The 15288-nt window shown below is 70.1% G+C and carries 17 protein-coding genes; 10 read left to right on the top strand and 7 right to left on the bottom strand.

Annotated elements, in window-relative coordinates; translation table 11 throughout:
• The coding region (locus ABD844_RS39470) for a helicase-related protein (RefSeq protein WP_344890059.1) at positions 1 to 1112 on the bottom strand (1112 nt) is incomplete at its 3' end.
• Positions 1099 to 1491 carry an ArsR/SmtB family transcription factor gene (locus ABD844_RS39465; RefSeq protein ID WP_344890056.1) on the bottom strand — a complete coding sequence of 131 codons (393 nt, stop codon included), beginning with the start codon at positions 1489 to 1491 and terminating at the stop codon, positions 1099 to 1101. The genes ABD844_RS39470 and ABD844_RS39465, both read right to left, overlap by 14 nt.
• Positions 1492 to 1578: 87 nt before the next feature.
• On the opposite strand from ABD844_RS39465, the gene ABD844_RS39460 reads away from it, so the two are divergent.
• Positions 1579 to 2727 carry an MFS transporter gene (locus ABD844_RS39460; RefSeq protein ID WP_344890053.1) on the top strand — a complete coding sequence of 383 codons (1149 nt, stop codon included), beginning with the start codon at positions 1579 to 1581 and terminating at the stop codon, positions 2725 to 2727.
• A 67-nt stretch (positions 2728 to 2794) separates the two neighbouring features.
• A complete protein-coding gene (locus ABD844_RS39455; protein WP_344890051.1) occupies positions 2795 to 3181 on the top strand; it encodes a hypothetical protein in 387 nt (128 codons plus the stop codon).
• 12 nt (positions 3182 to 3193) lie between these two features.
• Here ABD844_RS39455 and ABD844_RS39450 read toward each other — a convergent pair whose 3' ends face one another.
• Both ABD844_RS39450 and ABD844_RS39445 read right to left on the bottom strand, forming a co-directional pair.
• The gene (locus ABD844_RS39450; protein ID WP_344890049.1) at positions 3194 to 4024 is read right to left on the bottom strand and encodes an undecaprenyl-diphosphate phosphatase; all 831 of its coding nucleotides are present in this window, start codon (positions 4022 to 4024) and stop codon (positions 3194 to 3196) included.
• Between the two features lie 126 nt (positions 4025 to 4150).
• Positions 4151 to 4966: an NmrA family NAD(P)-binding protein gene (locus ABD844_RS39445; RefSeq protein ID WP_344890046.1), complete on the bottom strand. Its 816-nt coding sequence runs from the start codon at positions 4964 to 4966 to the stop codon at positions 4151 to 4153.
• A gap of 75 nt (positions 4967 to 5041) precedes the next feature.
• Between ABD844_RS39445 and ABD844_RS39440 the strand changes: the two genes are divergently transcribed.
• The 3 genes from ABD844_RS39440 (at position 5042) to ABD844_RS39430 (ending at position 6765) form a co-directional block, all read left to right on the top strand.
• The gene (locus tag ABD844_RS39440; RefSeq protein WP_344890043.1) at positions 5042 to 6004 is read left to right on the top strand and encodes an AraC family transcriptional regulator; all 963 of its coding nucleotides are present in this window, start codon (positions 5042 to 5044) and stop codon (positions 6002 to 6004) included.
• The gene (locus ABD844_RS39435) at positions 6001 to 6507 is read left to right on the top strand and encodes an HAD domain-containing protein (protein ID WP_344890040.1); all 507 of its coding nucleotides are present in this window, start codon (positions 6001 to 6003) and stop codon (positions 6505 to 6507) included. Before ABD844_RS39440 ends, ABD844_RS39435 begins: the two co-directional genes overlap by 4 nt.
• A gap of 63 nt (positions 6508 to 6570) precedes the next feature.
• The gene (locus tag ABD844_RS39430; RefSeq protein WP_344890037.1) at positions 6571 to 6765 is read left to right on the top strand and encodes a PspC domain-containing protein; all 195 of its coding nucleotides are present in this window, start codon (positions 6571 to 6573) and stop codon (positions 6763 to 6765) included.
• Between the two features lie 25 nt (positions 6766 to 6790).
• On the opposite strand, the gene ABD844_RS39425 is transcribed toward ABD844_RS39430, so the two are convergent.
• Positions 6791 to 7729: a hypothetical protein gene (locus ABD844_RS39425; RefSeq protein WP_344890036.1), complete on the bottom strand. Its 939-nt coding sequence runs from the start codon at positions 7727 to 7729 to the stop codon at positions 6791 to 6793.
• 64 nt (positions 7730 to 7793) lie between these two features.
• Between ABD844_RS39425 and ABD844_RS39420 the strand changes: the two genes are divergently transcribed.
• From ABD844_RS39420 to ABD844_RS39410, 3 genes are all read left to right on the top strand, one after another.
• Entirely contained in the window at positions 7794 to 8174 is a 381-nt protein-coding gene (locus ABD844_RS39420) for a VOC family protein (protein ID WP_344890033.1), read from the top strand.
• A 22-nt stretch (positions 8175 to 8196) separates the two neighbouring features.
• Positions 8197 to 8832 (top strand): lipoyl(octanoyl) transferase LipB, encoded by a 636-nt coding sequence (gene lipB, locus ABD844_RS39415; protein WP_344890030.1) that lies wholly within the window; start codon positions 8197 to 8199, stop codon positions 8830 to 8832.
• Positions 8833 to 9068: 236 nt separating this feature from the next.
• On the top strand, positions 9069 to 10586 hold the full coding sequence (locus ABD844_RS39410; protein WP_344890029.1) for an alpha/beta fold hydrolase: 1518 nt from the start codon (positions 9069 to 9071) through the stop codon (positions 10584 to 10586).
• A gap of 48 nt (positions 10587 to 10634) precedes the next feature.
• Here the strand turns inward: ABD844_RS39410 and ABD844_RS39405 are convergent, their stop codons facing one another.
• Positions 10635 to 12176, bottom strand: coding sequence for an amino acid permease (locus tag ABD844_RS39405; RefSeq protein WP_344890028.1), 1542 nt, complete (start codon positions 12174 to 12176; stop codon positions 10635 to 10637).
• 152 nt (positions 12177 to 12328) lie between these two features.
• Positions 12329 to 12877: a type 1 glutamine amidotransferase domain-containing protein gene (locus tag ABD844_RS39400; RefSeq protein WP_344890025.1), complete on the bottom strand. Its 549-nt coding sequence runs from the start codon at positions 12875 to 12877 to the stop codon at positions 12329 to 12331.
• A 139-nt stretch (positions 12878 to 13016) separates the two neighbouring features.
• Here ABD844_RS39400 and ABD844_RS39395 point away from each other — a divergent pair, with 139 nt between their 5' ends.
• Both ABD844_RS39395 and ABD844_RS39390 read left to right on the top strand, forming a co-directional pair.
• Complete coding sequence (locus tag ABD844_RS39395; protein WP_344890023.1) at positions 13017 to 13280, top strand: heavy-metal-associated domain-containing protein; 264 nt, start codon at positions 13017 to 13019, stop codon at positions 13278 to 13280.
• A 175-nt stretch (positions 13281 to 13455) separates the two neighbouring features.
• Positions 13456 to 15276, top strand: coding sequence for an ABC transporter substrate-binding protein (locus ABD844_RS39390; protein WP_344890021.1), 1821 nt, complete (start codon positions 13456 to 13458; stop codon positions 15274 to 15276).
• Positions 15277 to 15288: the final 12 nt, after the last annotated feature.

Here is a 15288-nt window from a genome sequence, read left to right as displayed (position 1 = left end):
GCCAGCCCGGCGGCGCCGGGAGCGCCCCAGCAGGCCGCCTGCAGCGCGAACCCCGTCAGGTCGGCCAGCGCGATCTCCGGCCGGGCGTGCTCGGCGAGCCGGTCGTGGTCGGCGGCCGGCCAGCACCGGTAGACCGCGCCGGGGGCCTCGCGGCCCGCTCGCCCCGCCCGCTGCGTGGCGGACGCCTTCGAGACCCTGACCGTGGTGAGTGAGCCCAGGCCACGGGCGTGATCGGTACGCGGCTCGCGCGCCAGCCCCGAGTCCACCACCACCCGGACACCGGGAACGGTCAGGCTCGACTCCGCGACCGACGTGGCCAGCACCACCCGGCGGGCCGAGCCCGGCGACAGCACGGCGTCCTGGACCCGGGCCGGGGCCTGGCCGTGCACCTGGAGCAGCTCGTCCACCTCTCCGGCGAGCATCGCGGCCACCTTGGCGATCTCGGCCACGCCGGGCAGGAAGCACAGCACGTCGCCGTCACGTTCGGCCAGCGCCCTGCGGACCACCGAGGCCACGTGGGACAGCAGCGCGGGGTCGACGCGCAGGCCGTGCGGCGGGGCGACCGGGCGCGGCGGCGGGGCCCAGATCGTCTCCACGGGATGGGCGTCGCCGGTGGCCGCGACGACGGGGCCGCCCAGGAGCCCGGCCCACGGGGCGGCGTCGGCGGTGGCGGAGGTGGCCAGCAGGCGCAGGTCGGGGCGGAGCGTGTCGCGTACGTCGAGGAGGAACGCCAGTGCCGTGTCCGCGTCGAGGTGGCGCTCGTGGCACTCGTCGAGCATGACCGCGTCGACCCCGGTCAGCTCCTGGTCGCGCTGGAGCCGTTGGAGCAGCACGCCGGTCGTGACGACCTCGACCATGGGGTTCGCGCCCGTGTGGCGTTCGCCCCTGATCGTGTAGCTGACGCCCATCCGCCGGGCCGCCGCGCGGACGGCCAGCCGTCGTGGCTCGGCCACCAGCACCCGCAGGCCCGCGGCGGCCAGGGCGAGCGGCACCACGGTGGTCTTGCCGGTGCCGGGCGGGGCGGTCAGCACGGCGCTGCCGTGCCGGTCGAGCGCGGCCAGCAGCTCGGGCAGGACGTGCCGGATCGGCAGCCCCGCGTCAGCGCCCCGCATCGGCCCCGGCGGGGACGCGGGCGGCGGCCGGGCCGGTGTCGCCGCCGGGCGCGGTGGGCTCGGGGTCGGCGCGGGAGGCGGACGACAGGACCGAGGCGAGCAGGCCGGGGAAGCGGGCCTCCAGGTCGTCGCGGCGCAGGCTCATGTAGTTGAGCCGTCCCTCCTGCTTGGTCATCACCACGCCGGCCTCGCGCAGCGTGCGGTAGTGGTGCGAGGCGGTGGACTTGTGCACGCCGAGGTCGTGGCCGGCGCCGGTGCAGGTCAGCTCTCCGGCGGCGGCGAGCCTGACGACGATCTCCAGGCGCACGGGGTCGGACAGCGCCCGCAGGATCTCGGTGAGCCGGAGGTCGCCGACGGATGGGTGCGGTAGCACACGCATGGTGGAACCCTACCTCCGCCTAATTGTTTGACAACGATCCAACTATACGTCAGTTTGATGGATCTCAAACTTTCTGATGGAGGCTCCATGAGTTCACGGCTCTATCCGATGGCCGCCGGAAATTTCGCGATCGGTACGGGCATGTTCGTGACGGCCGGGCTGCTGCCGCCCATCTCCGCGGACCTGGGAGTGTCCCTGCCCGCCGCGGGGCAGCTCATGACCGTCTTCGCGCTGTCGTACGCCGTCCTGTCGCCCGTCCTGGCCGCCCTCACCGTGCGCATGTCACGCCGGACCCTGTTGGTGCTGGCCATGAGCGTGTTCGTGGCGGGGAACGTGCTGACCGCGCTGGCCCCGACGTACACCCTGGTCATGGTCACCCGGGTGGTCGCGGCGGCGGGGGCGGCGATGTTCACGCCGACCTCGTCGGCCGTGGCGAGCGAGCTGAGCACCCCCGAGCGGCGCGGACGAGCGCTGGCGCTGGTCATGGGCGGGGTGAGCGTGTCGTCGGCCATCGGGGTGCCGCTCGGGACCTGGCTGGGCGAGGCGGCGGGCTGGCGGGCCACGTTGTGGATGGTCGTGGCGCTCGGCCTGGTCGGTCTCGCCGGGGTCGTGGCCCTGGTGCCCGAGGTGCGGATCCCGGCGTCGGGGCGGCTGCGGGAGCGGTTCGAGCCGCTGCGCGACCGGCGGGTGTTGGCGGTGATGGTGACGCAGTTGCTGGCGTTCGCGGCGGCGTTCAGCGCGTACGGCTACATCGGGTCGCTGTTCGACCTGCCGCTGCCCCCGCTGTTGTGGGCGTGGGGCCTGGGCGGGATCGTGGGCAACCTGCTCGGCGGGCGGCTGACCGACGCGTACGGCCCCCGCCGGATGATCCTCATCGGGCTGGCCGCGGCCACGGTCTTCCTGGCGCTCATCCCCGTCGCGAACCTGGCGCTGCCCGTCGCCCTGGTGTGGGGCTTCCTGTGGGGCGCGGTCGGCTGGATGACCGCCCCGGCCCAGCAGTTCAGGACCGTCACGGTCGTGCCGGGCAACGTGTCGATCGGGCTGGGCCTGCTGTCGTCGGCGCAGTACTTCGGCCTGTTCGTGGCAGGGCTGGCCGGTGGGGCGGTGCTGGAGGTCTACGGCAGTGTGGGCGTGGTCGTGCTGTCGGTCGCCTTCGGCCTGGCGGCGCTGCTCTTCACGCTGGTCACCTACCGGGCGGTGGCGCCCTCCTCGGAGGTGAGCGTGCCGGTCAGGTGACCCTCGACGGCGGGCGGCACCGGCCCTCCTGGCTCGTCGCGCCTCACGGTCGGTCAGAATGGCCGGTGTGTCCGACGAAAACGATCCGCGTGACGAGCCCGCCCCGTTCGGCACCGTCGTCCTGCTGACGTCCCTGTCGGCGGTCGCGGTCATGGTGCTGTCAGCGCTGCTGGCGCACCCGCCCGGGGCGAAGTTCCTGCTGTTCGGGCCGATCGCGCTCGTGGTGTTCGAGGTGATCACGCACGAGCTGTGGTGGCAGCGGTGGTGGGGCGCGGTCCCGGGGGCGCTGGCAGGGCTGGCCGTCTACTTCGAGGGCCGTCAGGCGCTGGCCGACGTCATCGGTGACACGTGGGCCCACCCGATCGCGTACGTCACGGCCTGGGCCCTCTTCGCCGTCGTCTTCGCCCTGTGCAGCCGCTACCCCAGGACGCTGTCACAGGGACGGGCCTCCTGAGGCGGGCCGCCGTCAGCCCTGAGCCGGAATCCAGTCGAGGCTGACCGCGAGGATGACGAAGAAGCCCAGGATGATCCGGTAGATCACGAAGAGGGTGAAGCGGTGGGTGCTGATGTACTTCAGGAACCAGGACACCGCCGCGTAGCCGACGATGAACGAGATGACCGTGGCCAGGATGGTCGGCCCCCACGCGGGCGCCGCGCCCTCGCCGATGTCCTTCAGCTCGTACAGGCCGGAGGCCAGCACGGCCGGGATGGCGAGCAGGAAGGAGTATTTCGCGGCGTCCTCGCGCCGGTAGTCGAGCAGGAGACCGGCCGTCACGGTGCCGCCCGAGCGTGACACGCCGGGGATCAGGGCTAGCGACTGGGCGAAGCCGTAGACGAGGGCGTGGGGGAAGCTGAGGTGCTTTTCCAGCGTGAGCTTGTTGCGCGCGGTGTGGTCGGCGAACCACAGGATGATCGCGAAGACGATCAGCGTCGTGCCCACCAGCCGCAGGTCACGGAAGACCGTCTCGATCTGGTCCTTCAGCACCAGGCCGAGCACGCCGATGGGCAGCGTGCCGGCGATGATGTACCAGCCCATGCGCGCCGCCCAGTTGCCGCGCAGCTCCTTGTTGAACAGGGAGCGGGTCCAGGTGGAGATGATCTCCCAGATCTCCTTGCGGAAGTAGATCAGGACGGCCGTCTCCGTGCCGAGCTGGATGACGGCCGTGAACGCCGCCCCCGGATCCTGCCAGCCGGCGAAAGCGGAGACCACCCGGATGTGGGCGCTGGAGGAGATCGGCAGGAACTCTGTGAGCCCCTGGAGCAACCCCAGAACCACCGCTTCTAGCCAGCCGATCACGACTACACCTCTCGAGCACGCGGGAGTGACGAGGGTGAGGCTAGCGGAATCTGGGACCGGCCATTTCCACACGGGCCTGTCGGACGCCGGTTCCACGATACCGGCATCCGGGAGCGGCGCGGTGATCTACGACGGGAGGACCCACGCCTGGGCGGCGGCCGCGGCGAAGGCGGTGAAGTCGCGCGCCGGGCGGCCGAGCGCCTGGCGTACGCCGTCGGCCACGGAGGCGTTGCGGCCGTCGAGGATCTCCGTGAACAGGTGGGCCAGGCCGTGCGCCGCCTCCTCGGGCACGCCATGGGCCATGGCCGCGGCCAGGTACTCCTCCGGCGTGAGGCGGACGAAGGAGATCTGCCGCCCGGTCGCCTTCGACAGTTCGTCGGCCACCTCGGCGAACGTCAGCAGCCGCGGCCCGGTCAGCTCGTACAGCCGGCCCGCGTGCCCGTCCTCGGTGAGCGCCGCCACGGCCGCGTCCGCGATGTCGTCCACGTCCACGAACGGCTCGGGCACGTCGGCGGCCGGCAGCGCGATGACGCCGTCGAGCACCGCGCCGAGGAGGAAGTCCTCGCTGAAGTTCTGCATGAACCAACTGCAGCGCAGCACCGTCCACTCGGCGCCCGACCCTTGCACGGTGCGCTCGCTGGCCTGCGCCTCCGGCTCGCCCCGGCCGGACAGCAGCACCAGCCGCCGCACCCCGGTCGACACGGCGACCTCCGTGAAGGCCTTGACGTCGTCGTACGCGCCCGGGAACGCGAGGTCGGGATAGTAGGAGAGGTAGACGGCAGAGACGCCGTCGAGGGCCGGACCCCAGGTCGTCCGGTCCTGCCAGTCGAAGGCGGGGACGCCGGAGCGGGACCCGATCCGTACGGGCAGGCCGCGTGCGGTGAGCCGGTCAGCGATTCGACGGCCGGTCTTGCCGGTCCCGCCGAGTACCAAAATCGTCATGTATCTAGTAAGTCCCCATACCGATAAGACTCTCCATGGTTGAGAAGCGCAATCCCATATGCGATCGTCTAACCCATGGACCAGCTCGCGGCGCTACTCGACGGGCCGCACGCGCACGGCGCCTTCCTCCTCCGTTCGATCATGGACCCGCCCTGGTCGCTGCGCATCCAGGACGGGGCCCCGCTGTCGGTGATGGCACAGGTGCGCGGACAGTCGTGGATCATGTTCGACGACGGCGAGCCCGTACGGCTGGAGCCGGGGCAGGTGGCGATCGCGCGGGGGCCGGAGCCGTACACGGTGGCCGACGACCCCGCCACCGCGCCGCAGGTCGTCGTCCACCCCGGCCAGCGCTGCACCACGCTCGACGGCGAGCCCGTCTACGAGTTGATGGACCTGGGCGTGCGGTCGTGGGGCAACGACCCCGACGGCGCCACCGTGGTGCTCACCGGCACGTACAGCCTGGAGGGCGAGGTCAGCAGGCGGCTGCTCGACGCGCTGCCCAGGCTGATCGTGCGGCCGGGCGGGCCGCTCATCGCGCTGCTCGGCGCGGAGATCGTCAAGGACGAGCCGGGGCAGGAGGCCGTCCTCGACCGGCTGCTCGACCTGCTGCTCATCGCGGTGCTGCGGGCGCACTTCGCCGCGCACGAGGCGCCCGGCTGGTACCGCGCGATGAGCGACCCCATCGTCGGCCGGGCCATGCGCCTGATGCAGCACAACCCCGCCCGCCCGTGGACGGTCGCCGCCCTGGCGACGGAGGTGGGTGTGTCGAGGGCCTCGCTGGCCAGGCGCTTCACCGAGCTGGTCGGCGAACCGCCGATGGCCTTCCTCACCGACTGGCGTCTCACCCTCGCCGCCGACCTGCTGCGCGAGCCCGAGGCGACGATCGGCTCGGTGGCCAGGCGGGTGGGGTACGGCAGCCCGTTCGCGCTCAGCGCGGCCTTCAAGCGCGTACGCGGCATCAGCCCGCAGGAACACCGGGCGGTCGCGGGCCGGGGCGCGCACCCGCGGCAGGGGATCAAGGCCGGAGCCGTTCGGTGAAACCGCTGCTCCTGATCGACGTGGACGGCGTGCTCAACCCCATGGGACGGCCTACCGCGGACTTCCGGAGATACCGGTGCACGATCGGCAACGAGGTCTACACCGTGCACCTCAACCCGCGCCACGGCCACCGCCTGATCGAGCTGGCCCTCGCCACCGGCTCCGAGCTGGTCTGGGCCACCACCTGGGAGCACCACGCCAACGACTGGATCGCTCCCAGGATCGGCCTGCCCTCGCTGCCGGTCATCCACATGAGCCCCGACGAGCCCAGTGAGCACGGGGAGATGTTCAAGACGCCGCACGTGGCCGCGTACGCGGGGCGGCGGCCGTTCGTGTGGTTCGACGACCAGGTGTGGGCGGAGGACGAGGAATATCTCAGGGTGCGTCAGGGGCTGCGAGATTTCCTGCTCATCCACGTGGACCCCAGAGAGGGACTGACCAGCCGACATTTGGGAATGGCACATCAGTGGCTGACCCTGACAGGGTTTTCTCAGGGTCCCTGACAGGAGCGCGTCGGGCACTCCGTCCGTTGTCGAGATAGGTCGCAACACCACACGGAGGAACAGATGTACCGCTCACGAGAGCACAGGATTCTGGCCGGCGTCTGCGGCGGTCTCGCCGACAAGATGGGCCTGCCGCCTACCCTCGTCCGTATCCTCTGGCTGCTGCTCTCGCTCATTCCGGGGCCGCTCTGGGTGGTCTACGTCGTGATGTGGATCCTCGTCCCGGAAGAGCCGAAGGGCTACCGTACGGCCGCGTAGGCGGTCATTTCCGGTGGCGCCGCGCTCATCCCGGCGGCGCCAGCCGGACGACGCGATCGAGGACGCCGTCCGCCAGATCGCCCACCAGCAACCCGTTGTTCACCGAGGGGCGGCAGCCGGGCTGGATCCGTACCCACGCCGGTGGCCCCTGCGCGTAGCCGAAGTGCAGGTAGAACATCTCGCGTGGCGCACCGGACAGCCCTTGGCAGGTGTTCCCGCCGGGTTCGGCGCCCAGCGAGTTCAGCGCCTCGGCCAGGTCGCGCGCCTCCTGCTCCCCGTGCTCCGCCCCGGCGGCGGGGCGGGGGGTCGAGCCCGCCACCGGGACCTGACGGCAGACGCGAACCTTGACCGGACCCTCGGGCACCATCTGCTCGTTCTGACCTCGCCTGCCGAGTGTCGGGCCGCAGGGGTCGTCCCGCTGGACGAGCCGCCAGGTCCCCGTGCGGTAGACGGCGGAGACGCTGGGCCCGACGTACGAGGGGGTGTTGACCGTGCCGTTGGTGGTCGTCACGCAGGAGTTGGGCTCCTCGGCGGTGCCCACCCACAGGGCCTGGCCGTCCGGGTAGGCGAACCGGACGAGGTAGTTCGTCATCTTCCCGCCCACCAGCGTGCACGCCCTGTCGACGCGCTCGGCGGTGACCGGGAGGTAGCCGAGGTCATGGGCCATCGCCGTGGCCTGGCCGGTCAGCGTACGCGAGCCGGCCAGCGGGAAGTGGCCCGGTTGCGCGTTCTCGCCCGGATAGGCGCAGATCAGCGCGCCGACCGGGGATCCGGGCACGAGCGAGTCGGCGGCGCCCTCGACGCCGGAGGTGTCGGGCACCCAGTCGCCGAACTTGTCGCTCCCCCAGTGCTGCGGGCAGGACGCGGGGCTCGGCGCCTGCGGCGTCCCGCCACACGCGCCCGCGGCCAGGACGACCGAGGCACACACCACGACCGCGGCGGCGGCCGGGCCGCTCCGATGCACAGGCTTCACACTGCTAAAGACGTCATTCGCCGGCGGACGGTTCACCCGCGCGTAGGCTGGCCGCGTGATCCGCATCGACCACCTCGACCACCTGGTGCTCACCGTCGCCGACGTCGAGGAGACCGTCGACTTCTACGGCCGCGTCCTGGGCATGGAAGCGGTGACGTTCGGCGCCGGTCGCCGCGCGCTCGGCTTCGGCTCGCAGAAGATCAACCTGCACGAGAAGGGGCGGGAGTTCGACCCCAAGGCGGCCCGGCCCACGCCCGGCTCTGCCGACCTGTGCCTGATCAGCGCCGTGCCGATCGACGAGGTCCTGCGGCACCTGGAGGCGTGTGGCGTCCCGGTCGAGGAGGGCCCTGTCTCGCGTACGGGCGCGCAGGGCCCGATCACGTCGGTCTACTTCCGCGATCCCGACAGGAACCTCATCGAGGTCTCCACCTACTGAGACCGGGGCATATCCTCGAAGCATGAGGGCGAGGCCGCTGACGCTCATCCAGGATGAGCTGGTCGACTACGACGAGGCGATGGAGCGCATGACCGACCTGGTCGGGCAGCGCCAACAGGACGCGCGGCCGGACACGCTCTGGCTGCTCAGCCACCCGTCCGTCTACACGGTCGGGCGCCGCACCCCCGTCGCCCACCTGCCCGACCCCGCGCACGGCATCCCGGTCGTCGAGACCGGCCGCGGCGGCCAGCTCACCTATCACGGGCCCGGCCAGCTCGTCGGCTACCTCGTCGTCAAGCTGGACGAGGGCGAGGGCATCGTCGACTACGTACGCGAGGTGGAGCTGCGGCTGGTGGAGGCGCTGGGCAAGCTGGGAGTGCCCGCCGAGCGCCGCGACACGCCCCCGGGGTCGGAGCTGCTGACCGGGGTCTGGACGGCCGAGACCGGGCGGAAGATCATCTCGATCGGCATGCGGCAGAGCCGGGGCGTGACGAGCCACGGGTTCGCGCTCAACGTCGACGGCGACCTGACGCCCTGGGGCTGGGCCGTGGCCTGCGGGATGCCCGACGTCGACATGACCTCGCTCAGGCGCGAGACGGGCTCCGCCGCTGTCGACGGGGTTCGCCTGGCCGTGGCGGAGGCGTTCGAGGCGCACTGAACGATCGGCGTCGGCCGCGTCGAAACATCCGCGCGGAAACGCCCGACCGCCCTTCGTGGGAAACGCCTTGAACGGCGGTTTCGTGCACTTTTCCACTGGTTTTGTCATTCCCAGAGGTGGAAAATTGTCATTTCTCCCCCACCCATAACAGCAAATGCGCGATGATCCGCTTTGATCGCACGCCCCGACGGGGGGAATCGATGGAAGATTGGAGCATTGTGCGAAGAGGACTTTCCTTGTTCGCCGCCGCTTCCGTGGCGCTGACGACGCTGTTACCCGTATCGACGGCCGACGCGGCAACCGAGTCGGCCGCCATCGCCTGGGCGCCCTGCGCGGAGGAGCCCGCCGCCGAGTGCGGCAAGCTGACCGTCCCGGTCGACTGGGCCGAGCCCGACGGCCCGACCATCGAGATCGCGGTCGCCCGGCGCAAGGCCACCGACCCCGCGGCCCGGGTCGGGTCACTGGTGATCAACCCCGGTGGACCCGGCGGCTCGGGGGTGGAGGCCGTCTACGGCGCTCCTGGTTCGTACACCGAGGAGCTCCAGCGGCGCTTCGACATCGTGGGCTTCGACCCGCGGGGCGTGGGCCGCAGCAACCCGGTGATCTGCTCGGCGTCCGTCTACAACCAGATGCCGCACACCGTCATGGCGAGCCAGGCCGACTACGACGCCTGGAACGCCTTCACCAAGCGGCTGCACGCCGACTGCCGGGCGCGTACCGGCCCCGTCTACGACCACGTCGACTCGGTCGACGTCGCGCGTGACGTGGACGCCCTGCGCGCCGCCCTCGGCGACGACAAGCTCACCTTCTACGGGATCTCGTACGGCACCCTGATCGGCCAGATGTACGCCGAGCTGTTCCCGGCCCGGATCCGGGCACTCGCGCTCGACAGCAACATGGACCACAGCCTGGACGTGAAGGGCTTCTTCGCCACCGAGGCGCTCGCCGTGGAGGACGCGTTCGACCAGTTCGTCGGCTGGTGCGACCAGGAACCGAGCTGCGTCCTGCACGGGCAGGACATCCGCGCGATCTGGAAGGACCTGCGGGAGAAGGCGCGGCGCGGCGAGCTGAAGTACCCGAGCACGGGCCAGACGATGACCGAGCTGCAGGTCATCTACAACGCCGCGCTGGGCAACGAGGGGCCCGACTGGCGCACGCTGAGCGAGACGATCAACTGGCTGAACGGCGGCCCGCCGCCGTCGTGGGTGCCTCCGCTGCCCGGCAGGGGGCCGGTGCAGGGCGACGTGGCGTGGCTGCCGACCACGATCCTCTGCCAGGACTACACCCTCCAGGTACGGAACTACGCGGAGTACGCGGAGCTGATGCGCCTGTCCAACAAGCTGGCCCCGGACACGCGCTACCACCCGTACCCGACCGATGACCTGCCGATCTGCATGAACTACCCGAGCACGAACCGGCCGCACAAGCTGCGGTACACGGGCAGTGCCCCGATCCTGCTGGGCAACTCGCTGCACGACCCCGCCACCCCGTGGATCTGGTCGGCCAACGCCGCCCGGCAGCTCGGCCCCAAGGCGGTGCTGCTCACGTACGAGGGCTGGGGGCACCGCATCTACGGCAAGGACAAGTGCCAGACGGACATCATCGACGAGTACCTGATCTCGTTGAAGGTGCCGCCGCACGGCACCCGCTGCGCCGTGGGCACCCTCCTGCCGGAGAACACGCTCAAGCGGCAGCCGGCGTGGCCGGCGGACGGGCTCAACTGGTCCGCTCCGGCCGCGACGGCCCCGCGCTAGGTCCCGGGTACGGGCCCCGCGCGCCGGGGCCCGTACCCCCTTTCACGCTCACGCGACGGGCACATCGTCGACCGCGCCGTCGATCGTGCGGCGCGGGCCCGTGAACCAGTGGCGGGCCGACAGCGCCCACCACAGCGCGATCCCGACCAGCACCACCCCCACGGCGATGGGCGCGTAGTTGACCGACGTCCAGGTGAAGTCCGCGTTGCCGGGCACGCCCGCCGGTGAGAACGGCATGACGAAGTAGATCGACACGATCACGATCTCGACGCACGCGATCCAGCACAGCGCCTTGTACTTCCCGCCGAGCGTCCACGGGCCCGGCTTGAAGGCGTCGCCCATGCGCAGCCGGAGCCAGATCGGGATGAGGAAGGCCAGGTAGAGGCCGATGACCGCGATCGACACCACCGCGTAGAACGCGACCGGCGTGGTCAGCCCAGGAGGTGCGTAGAGCGCGGGCAGGGTGATCAGCGCGGCCACGGCGCAGCCCGCGATGATCGCGTTGACCGGGGTGCGGTTGCGGTCCACCCGCGACCACAGCCGCCAGCCGGGCACCGCCCCGTCGCGCGAGAACGCGTACGTCATCCGCGACATCGACGTCACGCAGCTCATCCCGCAGAAGAACTGCCCGATCGTGGAGATCGCGAAGATCGCGGTGGCCAGCGGCGAGGACAGCGCGGTCTCGAAGATGGCGCCGACGAAACCGGCCTGTTTGTTCAGCTCGTCCACGTTGGTGGCGGCGAACAGGAACGACAGCAGCAGGATCCACCCGCCGATGGCCGAGTAGAAGATCGACTGCCACAGGCCGCGCGCCGCGCTCCTGGCCGCGCCCTGGGTCTCCTCCGAGACGTGCGCGCAGGCGTCGAACCCGGTGATCGTGTACTGGGTGAGCAGGAAGCCGAGCGGCAGCACGTACAGCCAGAAGGGCAGGCCGTCGGAGCCGGCGCCGAAGCCCGAGTTGTTGTTCGTGCCGGTGAAGACGAAGCTCGCCGACTGGTGGCTCTCCGGGGCGAAGACCAGGATCGCGACCACGATCGCGGCCCCGGCCACGTGCCACCAGACCGAGACGTTCTGCAGCAGCGCGATCAGCCGGTGGCTGTAGATGTTGATCAGGGCGTGCAGCACCAGGATGATCACGAACAGCAGGAACGCCTGCGAGAGCGTGCCCGCCCAGGCCCCGCCGGTCAGCCGGTTGAGGGTGATGTTGAGGAAGGTCGCGCAGCCGTAGTCGACCGACGCGGTCACGGCGATGAGGCCGACCAGGTTGAGCCAGCCGGTGAACCAGCCGTGGATCGGCTTGCCCAGCTTGGCGGCCCACCAGTAGATGCCGCCCGCCGTCGGGTACGCCGACACCAGCTCCGACATGCAGAACCCGATGATCAGGATGAACAGGGAGATCAGCGGCCAGCCCCAGGAGATGGCGATGGGACCGCCGTTGTTCCAGGCTTGTCCGAACGTCGTGAAGCAGCCGGCGAGGATGGAGATGATCGAGAAGGAGATGGCGAAGTTCGAGAAACCGCTCCAGGTGCGGGCCAGCTCCTGCTTGTAGCCGAGCTCGGCGAGTCGCCTGGAATCCTCTTCAGTGGTCATTGAGGGTCTCCCTGGGGGGCGCGGAGGACGCTCCTTTTGGTCTACGTCTAGACCATTTCTCCCCAGGTGACAAGGCGTTACAGAACGGTTTCGATCTCGTCAGCTCCGTCGGTGGCCTCCTCCGCCTGCCGGAAGGAGACCACCTCGGAGGCTCACCCGCCGCCGAACGCGTCGGTGGCGGCCTGGCAGAACGCCTTCAGGTCGTCCGGCTTCCTGCTGGTCACCAGCGTGTTCGGGCCTTCGTCGCACACCACGACCTCCCGGTCGACCCAGGTGGCCCCGGCGTTGCGCAGGTCGGTCTGCAGGCTGGGCCACGACGTGAGCGTGCGGCCGCGTACGACGTCCGCCTCGATCAGCGTCCACGGCGCGTGGCAGATGGCGGCCACCGGCTTGCCCGTGTCGAAGAAGGCGCGGGCGAACCGTACGGCCTGCGGCGCCGTACGCAGGATGTCGGGGTTCGCCACGCCCCCGGGCAGGACGAGACCGTCGAACGAGGCCACGTCCACGTCGTCCACCGTGGCGTCCACGGCGAAGGTGTCGGCCCTGTCCAGGTGGTCGAACGCCCGGATCTGGCCGGGGGCGGTCGAGACGAGCCTGGGTGTGCCGCCCGCCTGCTTGACCGCCTTCCACGGTTCGGTCAGCTCGACCTGCTCGACTCCCTCGGGAGCGACCAGGAAGGCGATGGTCTTGCCGTCCAGCATGTCGATTCCCCCCTTGTGCTGCGGGTTCTCATCTCGTGGTGCTTGTCTGGTTCCCCCTTTCCTGTGCGGGGGGATGTATGCGCTTTTACCCCTAGGGGGTATATAGTGCCGTCCAGAGCCGAGAGTGAGGAGTTGGCCCATGACTGTCGCCACGTACCAGGTCGAGGGCATGACCTGTGGCCACTGCGTCAGCGCGGTGACCGCCGAGGTGGGTAAGGTCGCCGGGGTGAGCGGGGTCGAGATCGACCTGGCGGCGGGAGCCGTGACGGTGACGAGCGAGACACCGCTCGACGTCGCGTTGATCGACGCCGCGGTGGTGGAGGCCGGATACGAGCTGGCGGGCAAGGTCGACCTGCTTCCCCAGGCGGGCGGCTCGTGCTGCGGCAGCGGCGGCTGCCACTAGAGGCCGTGGGCCGGCCCGGCCGACGGGCCGGCCCATGCCGGGGTCAAGCGGGCTGAAAATTTACACCGCGAAAGGAAACGAGACTGAAACAATTTTCCGTCACTCGTTGACATGCGGTCTCTCTATGGTGTGCCTTTCTCTACACAGGAAACCCCCGCCTGAAGGTGAGGCACTCATGAGGAAATGGTTCGCGCGCCTGGCAGTGCTGGGCGTCGCGCTATTAGTGGCCGGTCAGGGCGCCACGGCGGCCCTCGCCCAAGACCCGGCGGCGGGGAAGAAGATCGTACGCGTGGGTGCGACGCAGTCGATGGACTCGATGAACCCGTTCCTCGCCGTCCGCCTGGTCTCGACGTCGATCCACCGCTGGATGTACGGCTACCTCACGGTCCCCGACTCCAAGACCCTCCAGCCCAGCCCCGACCTGGCCGAGTCGTGGACCACGTCGCCCGACGGGCTCACGTGGACCTTCAAGATCCGTACGGCCAAGTGGTCGGACGGGCAGCCGGTCACGGCCGAGGACGCGGCCTGGACGTTCAACAAGATGATGACCGACGAGGCCGCCAAGACCGCGAACGGCCCGGCGGTGGAGAACTTCGAGAGCGTCACGGCCAACGGCCAGGACCTGGTCATCAAGCTCAAGGCCCCGCAGGCGTCCATGCTGGAGAACCCGGTCCCGATCATGCCCAAGCATGTCTGGGAGTCGGTCACCGACATGGCCAACTACGACGCCGAGAAGTACCCGTCGGTCAGCAGCGGCCCGTACATCGCGATCGAGCACAAGAAGGACCAGTACGTCAAGCTGCAGGCCAACCCGAACTACTGGCGCGGCAAGCCCAAGATCGACGAGCTGCAGGTCATCTTCTACGACAACCCGCAGGCCGCCATCGCCGGGCTGAAGACCGGTGACATCGACCTCATCGGCCGGCTGAACCCGCCGGAGTTCCAGGCCATCCAGAACGACCCGAACATCGAGGCGTGGAACACCCAGGGCCGGCGCGCGGCGTACCTGCAGATCAACCACGGCGCCACCACCAGCGACGACAAGCCCGTCGGCGACGGGCACCCGGCGCTGAAGGACCCGAAGGTGCGCCAGGCGCTCCACTACGCCATCGACAAGCAGAAGCTGGTCGACGAGGTGCAGGAGGGCCTGGCCAAGCCCGCCGACGGCTCGATCGTGCCGCCGCTGTACAAGGACTTCTTCTGGGAGGCCACCGGCGACGCCAAGGTCGCCTTCGACCCGGCCAAGGCCAACCAGATCCTCGACGACGCCGGTTACAAGAAGGGCTCCGACGGCGTCCGTACGATGCCCGACGGTGACCGCAAGCTGGAGTTCCGCTTCAGCATCCACACCGACACCCCGATCGAGGACAAGCTCGCCGAGTACCTGACGGGCTTCTTCAAGGAGATCGGCATCACGCTGACCACCAAGAAGCTCGACTCCAGCAAGTTCACCGAGGAGACCGGCGTCACCGGCCTGTTCGACATCGCGATCAGCGGCTGGTCGGTCAACCCCGACCCGGAAGAGGTGCTGGCCACGCACCTGTGCAGCCGCAGGCCCGCGCCGACCGGCGAGGGCGGCGGCACCGAGTCCTTCTACTGCGACGACACCTTCGAGCAGCTCTACAAGGACCAGCAGAAGGAGCTCGACCGGCCCAAGCGCATCGAGATCCTCAAGAAGATGCAGGAGCGGCTCTACACCGACGCTCCCGTCATCGCGATCTACTACACCAACGACCTCGAGGGCTACCGCAAGGACCGGATCACCAGCATCACCCCGATCCCCGAGGACAAGGGCCTCCTGTACGGCGGCAGCGGCTACTGGCCGTTCTACACCGTGGACGCCAAGGCCGTGGCGGCCTCCTCCGGCGGCGGCAGCGCCGAGGGCGGCTCCAACACCGGCCTCATCGTCGGGATCGTCGGCGGCGTGGTGGTCATCGGGCTCGCGGTGTTCCTCCTGAGCAGGCGGCGCAAGAGCACCGCCGACGAGCGCGAATGACGACAGCGCGAG

The sequence above is a fragment of the Nonomuraea antimicrobica genome, assembly GCF_039536965.1.
Classification (GTDB): domain Bacteria; phylum Actinomycetota; class Actinomycetes; order Streptosporangiales; family Streptosporangiaceae; genus Nonomuraea; species Nonomuraea antimicrobica.
This window is presented reverse-complemented; position numbering and strand designations above follow the sequence as displayed.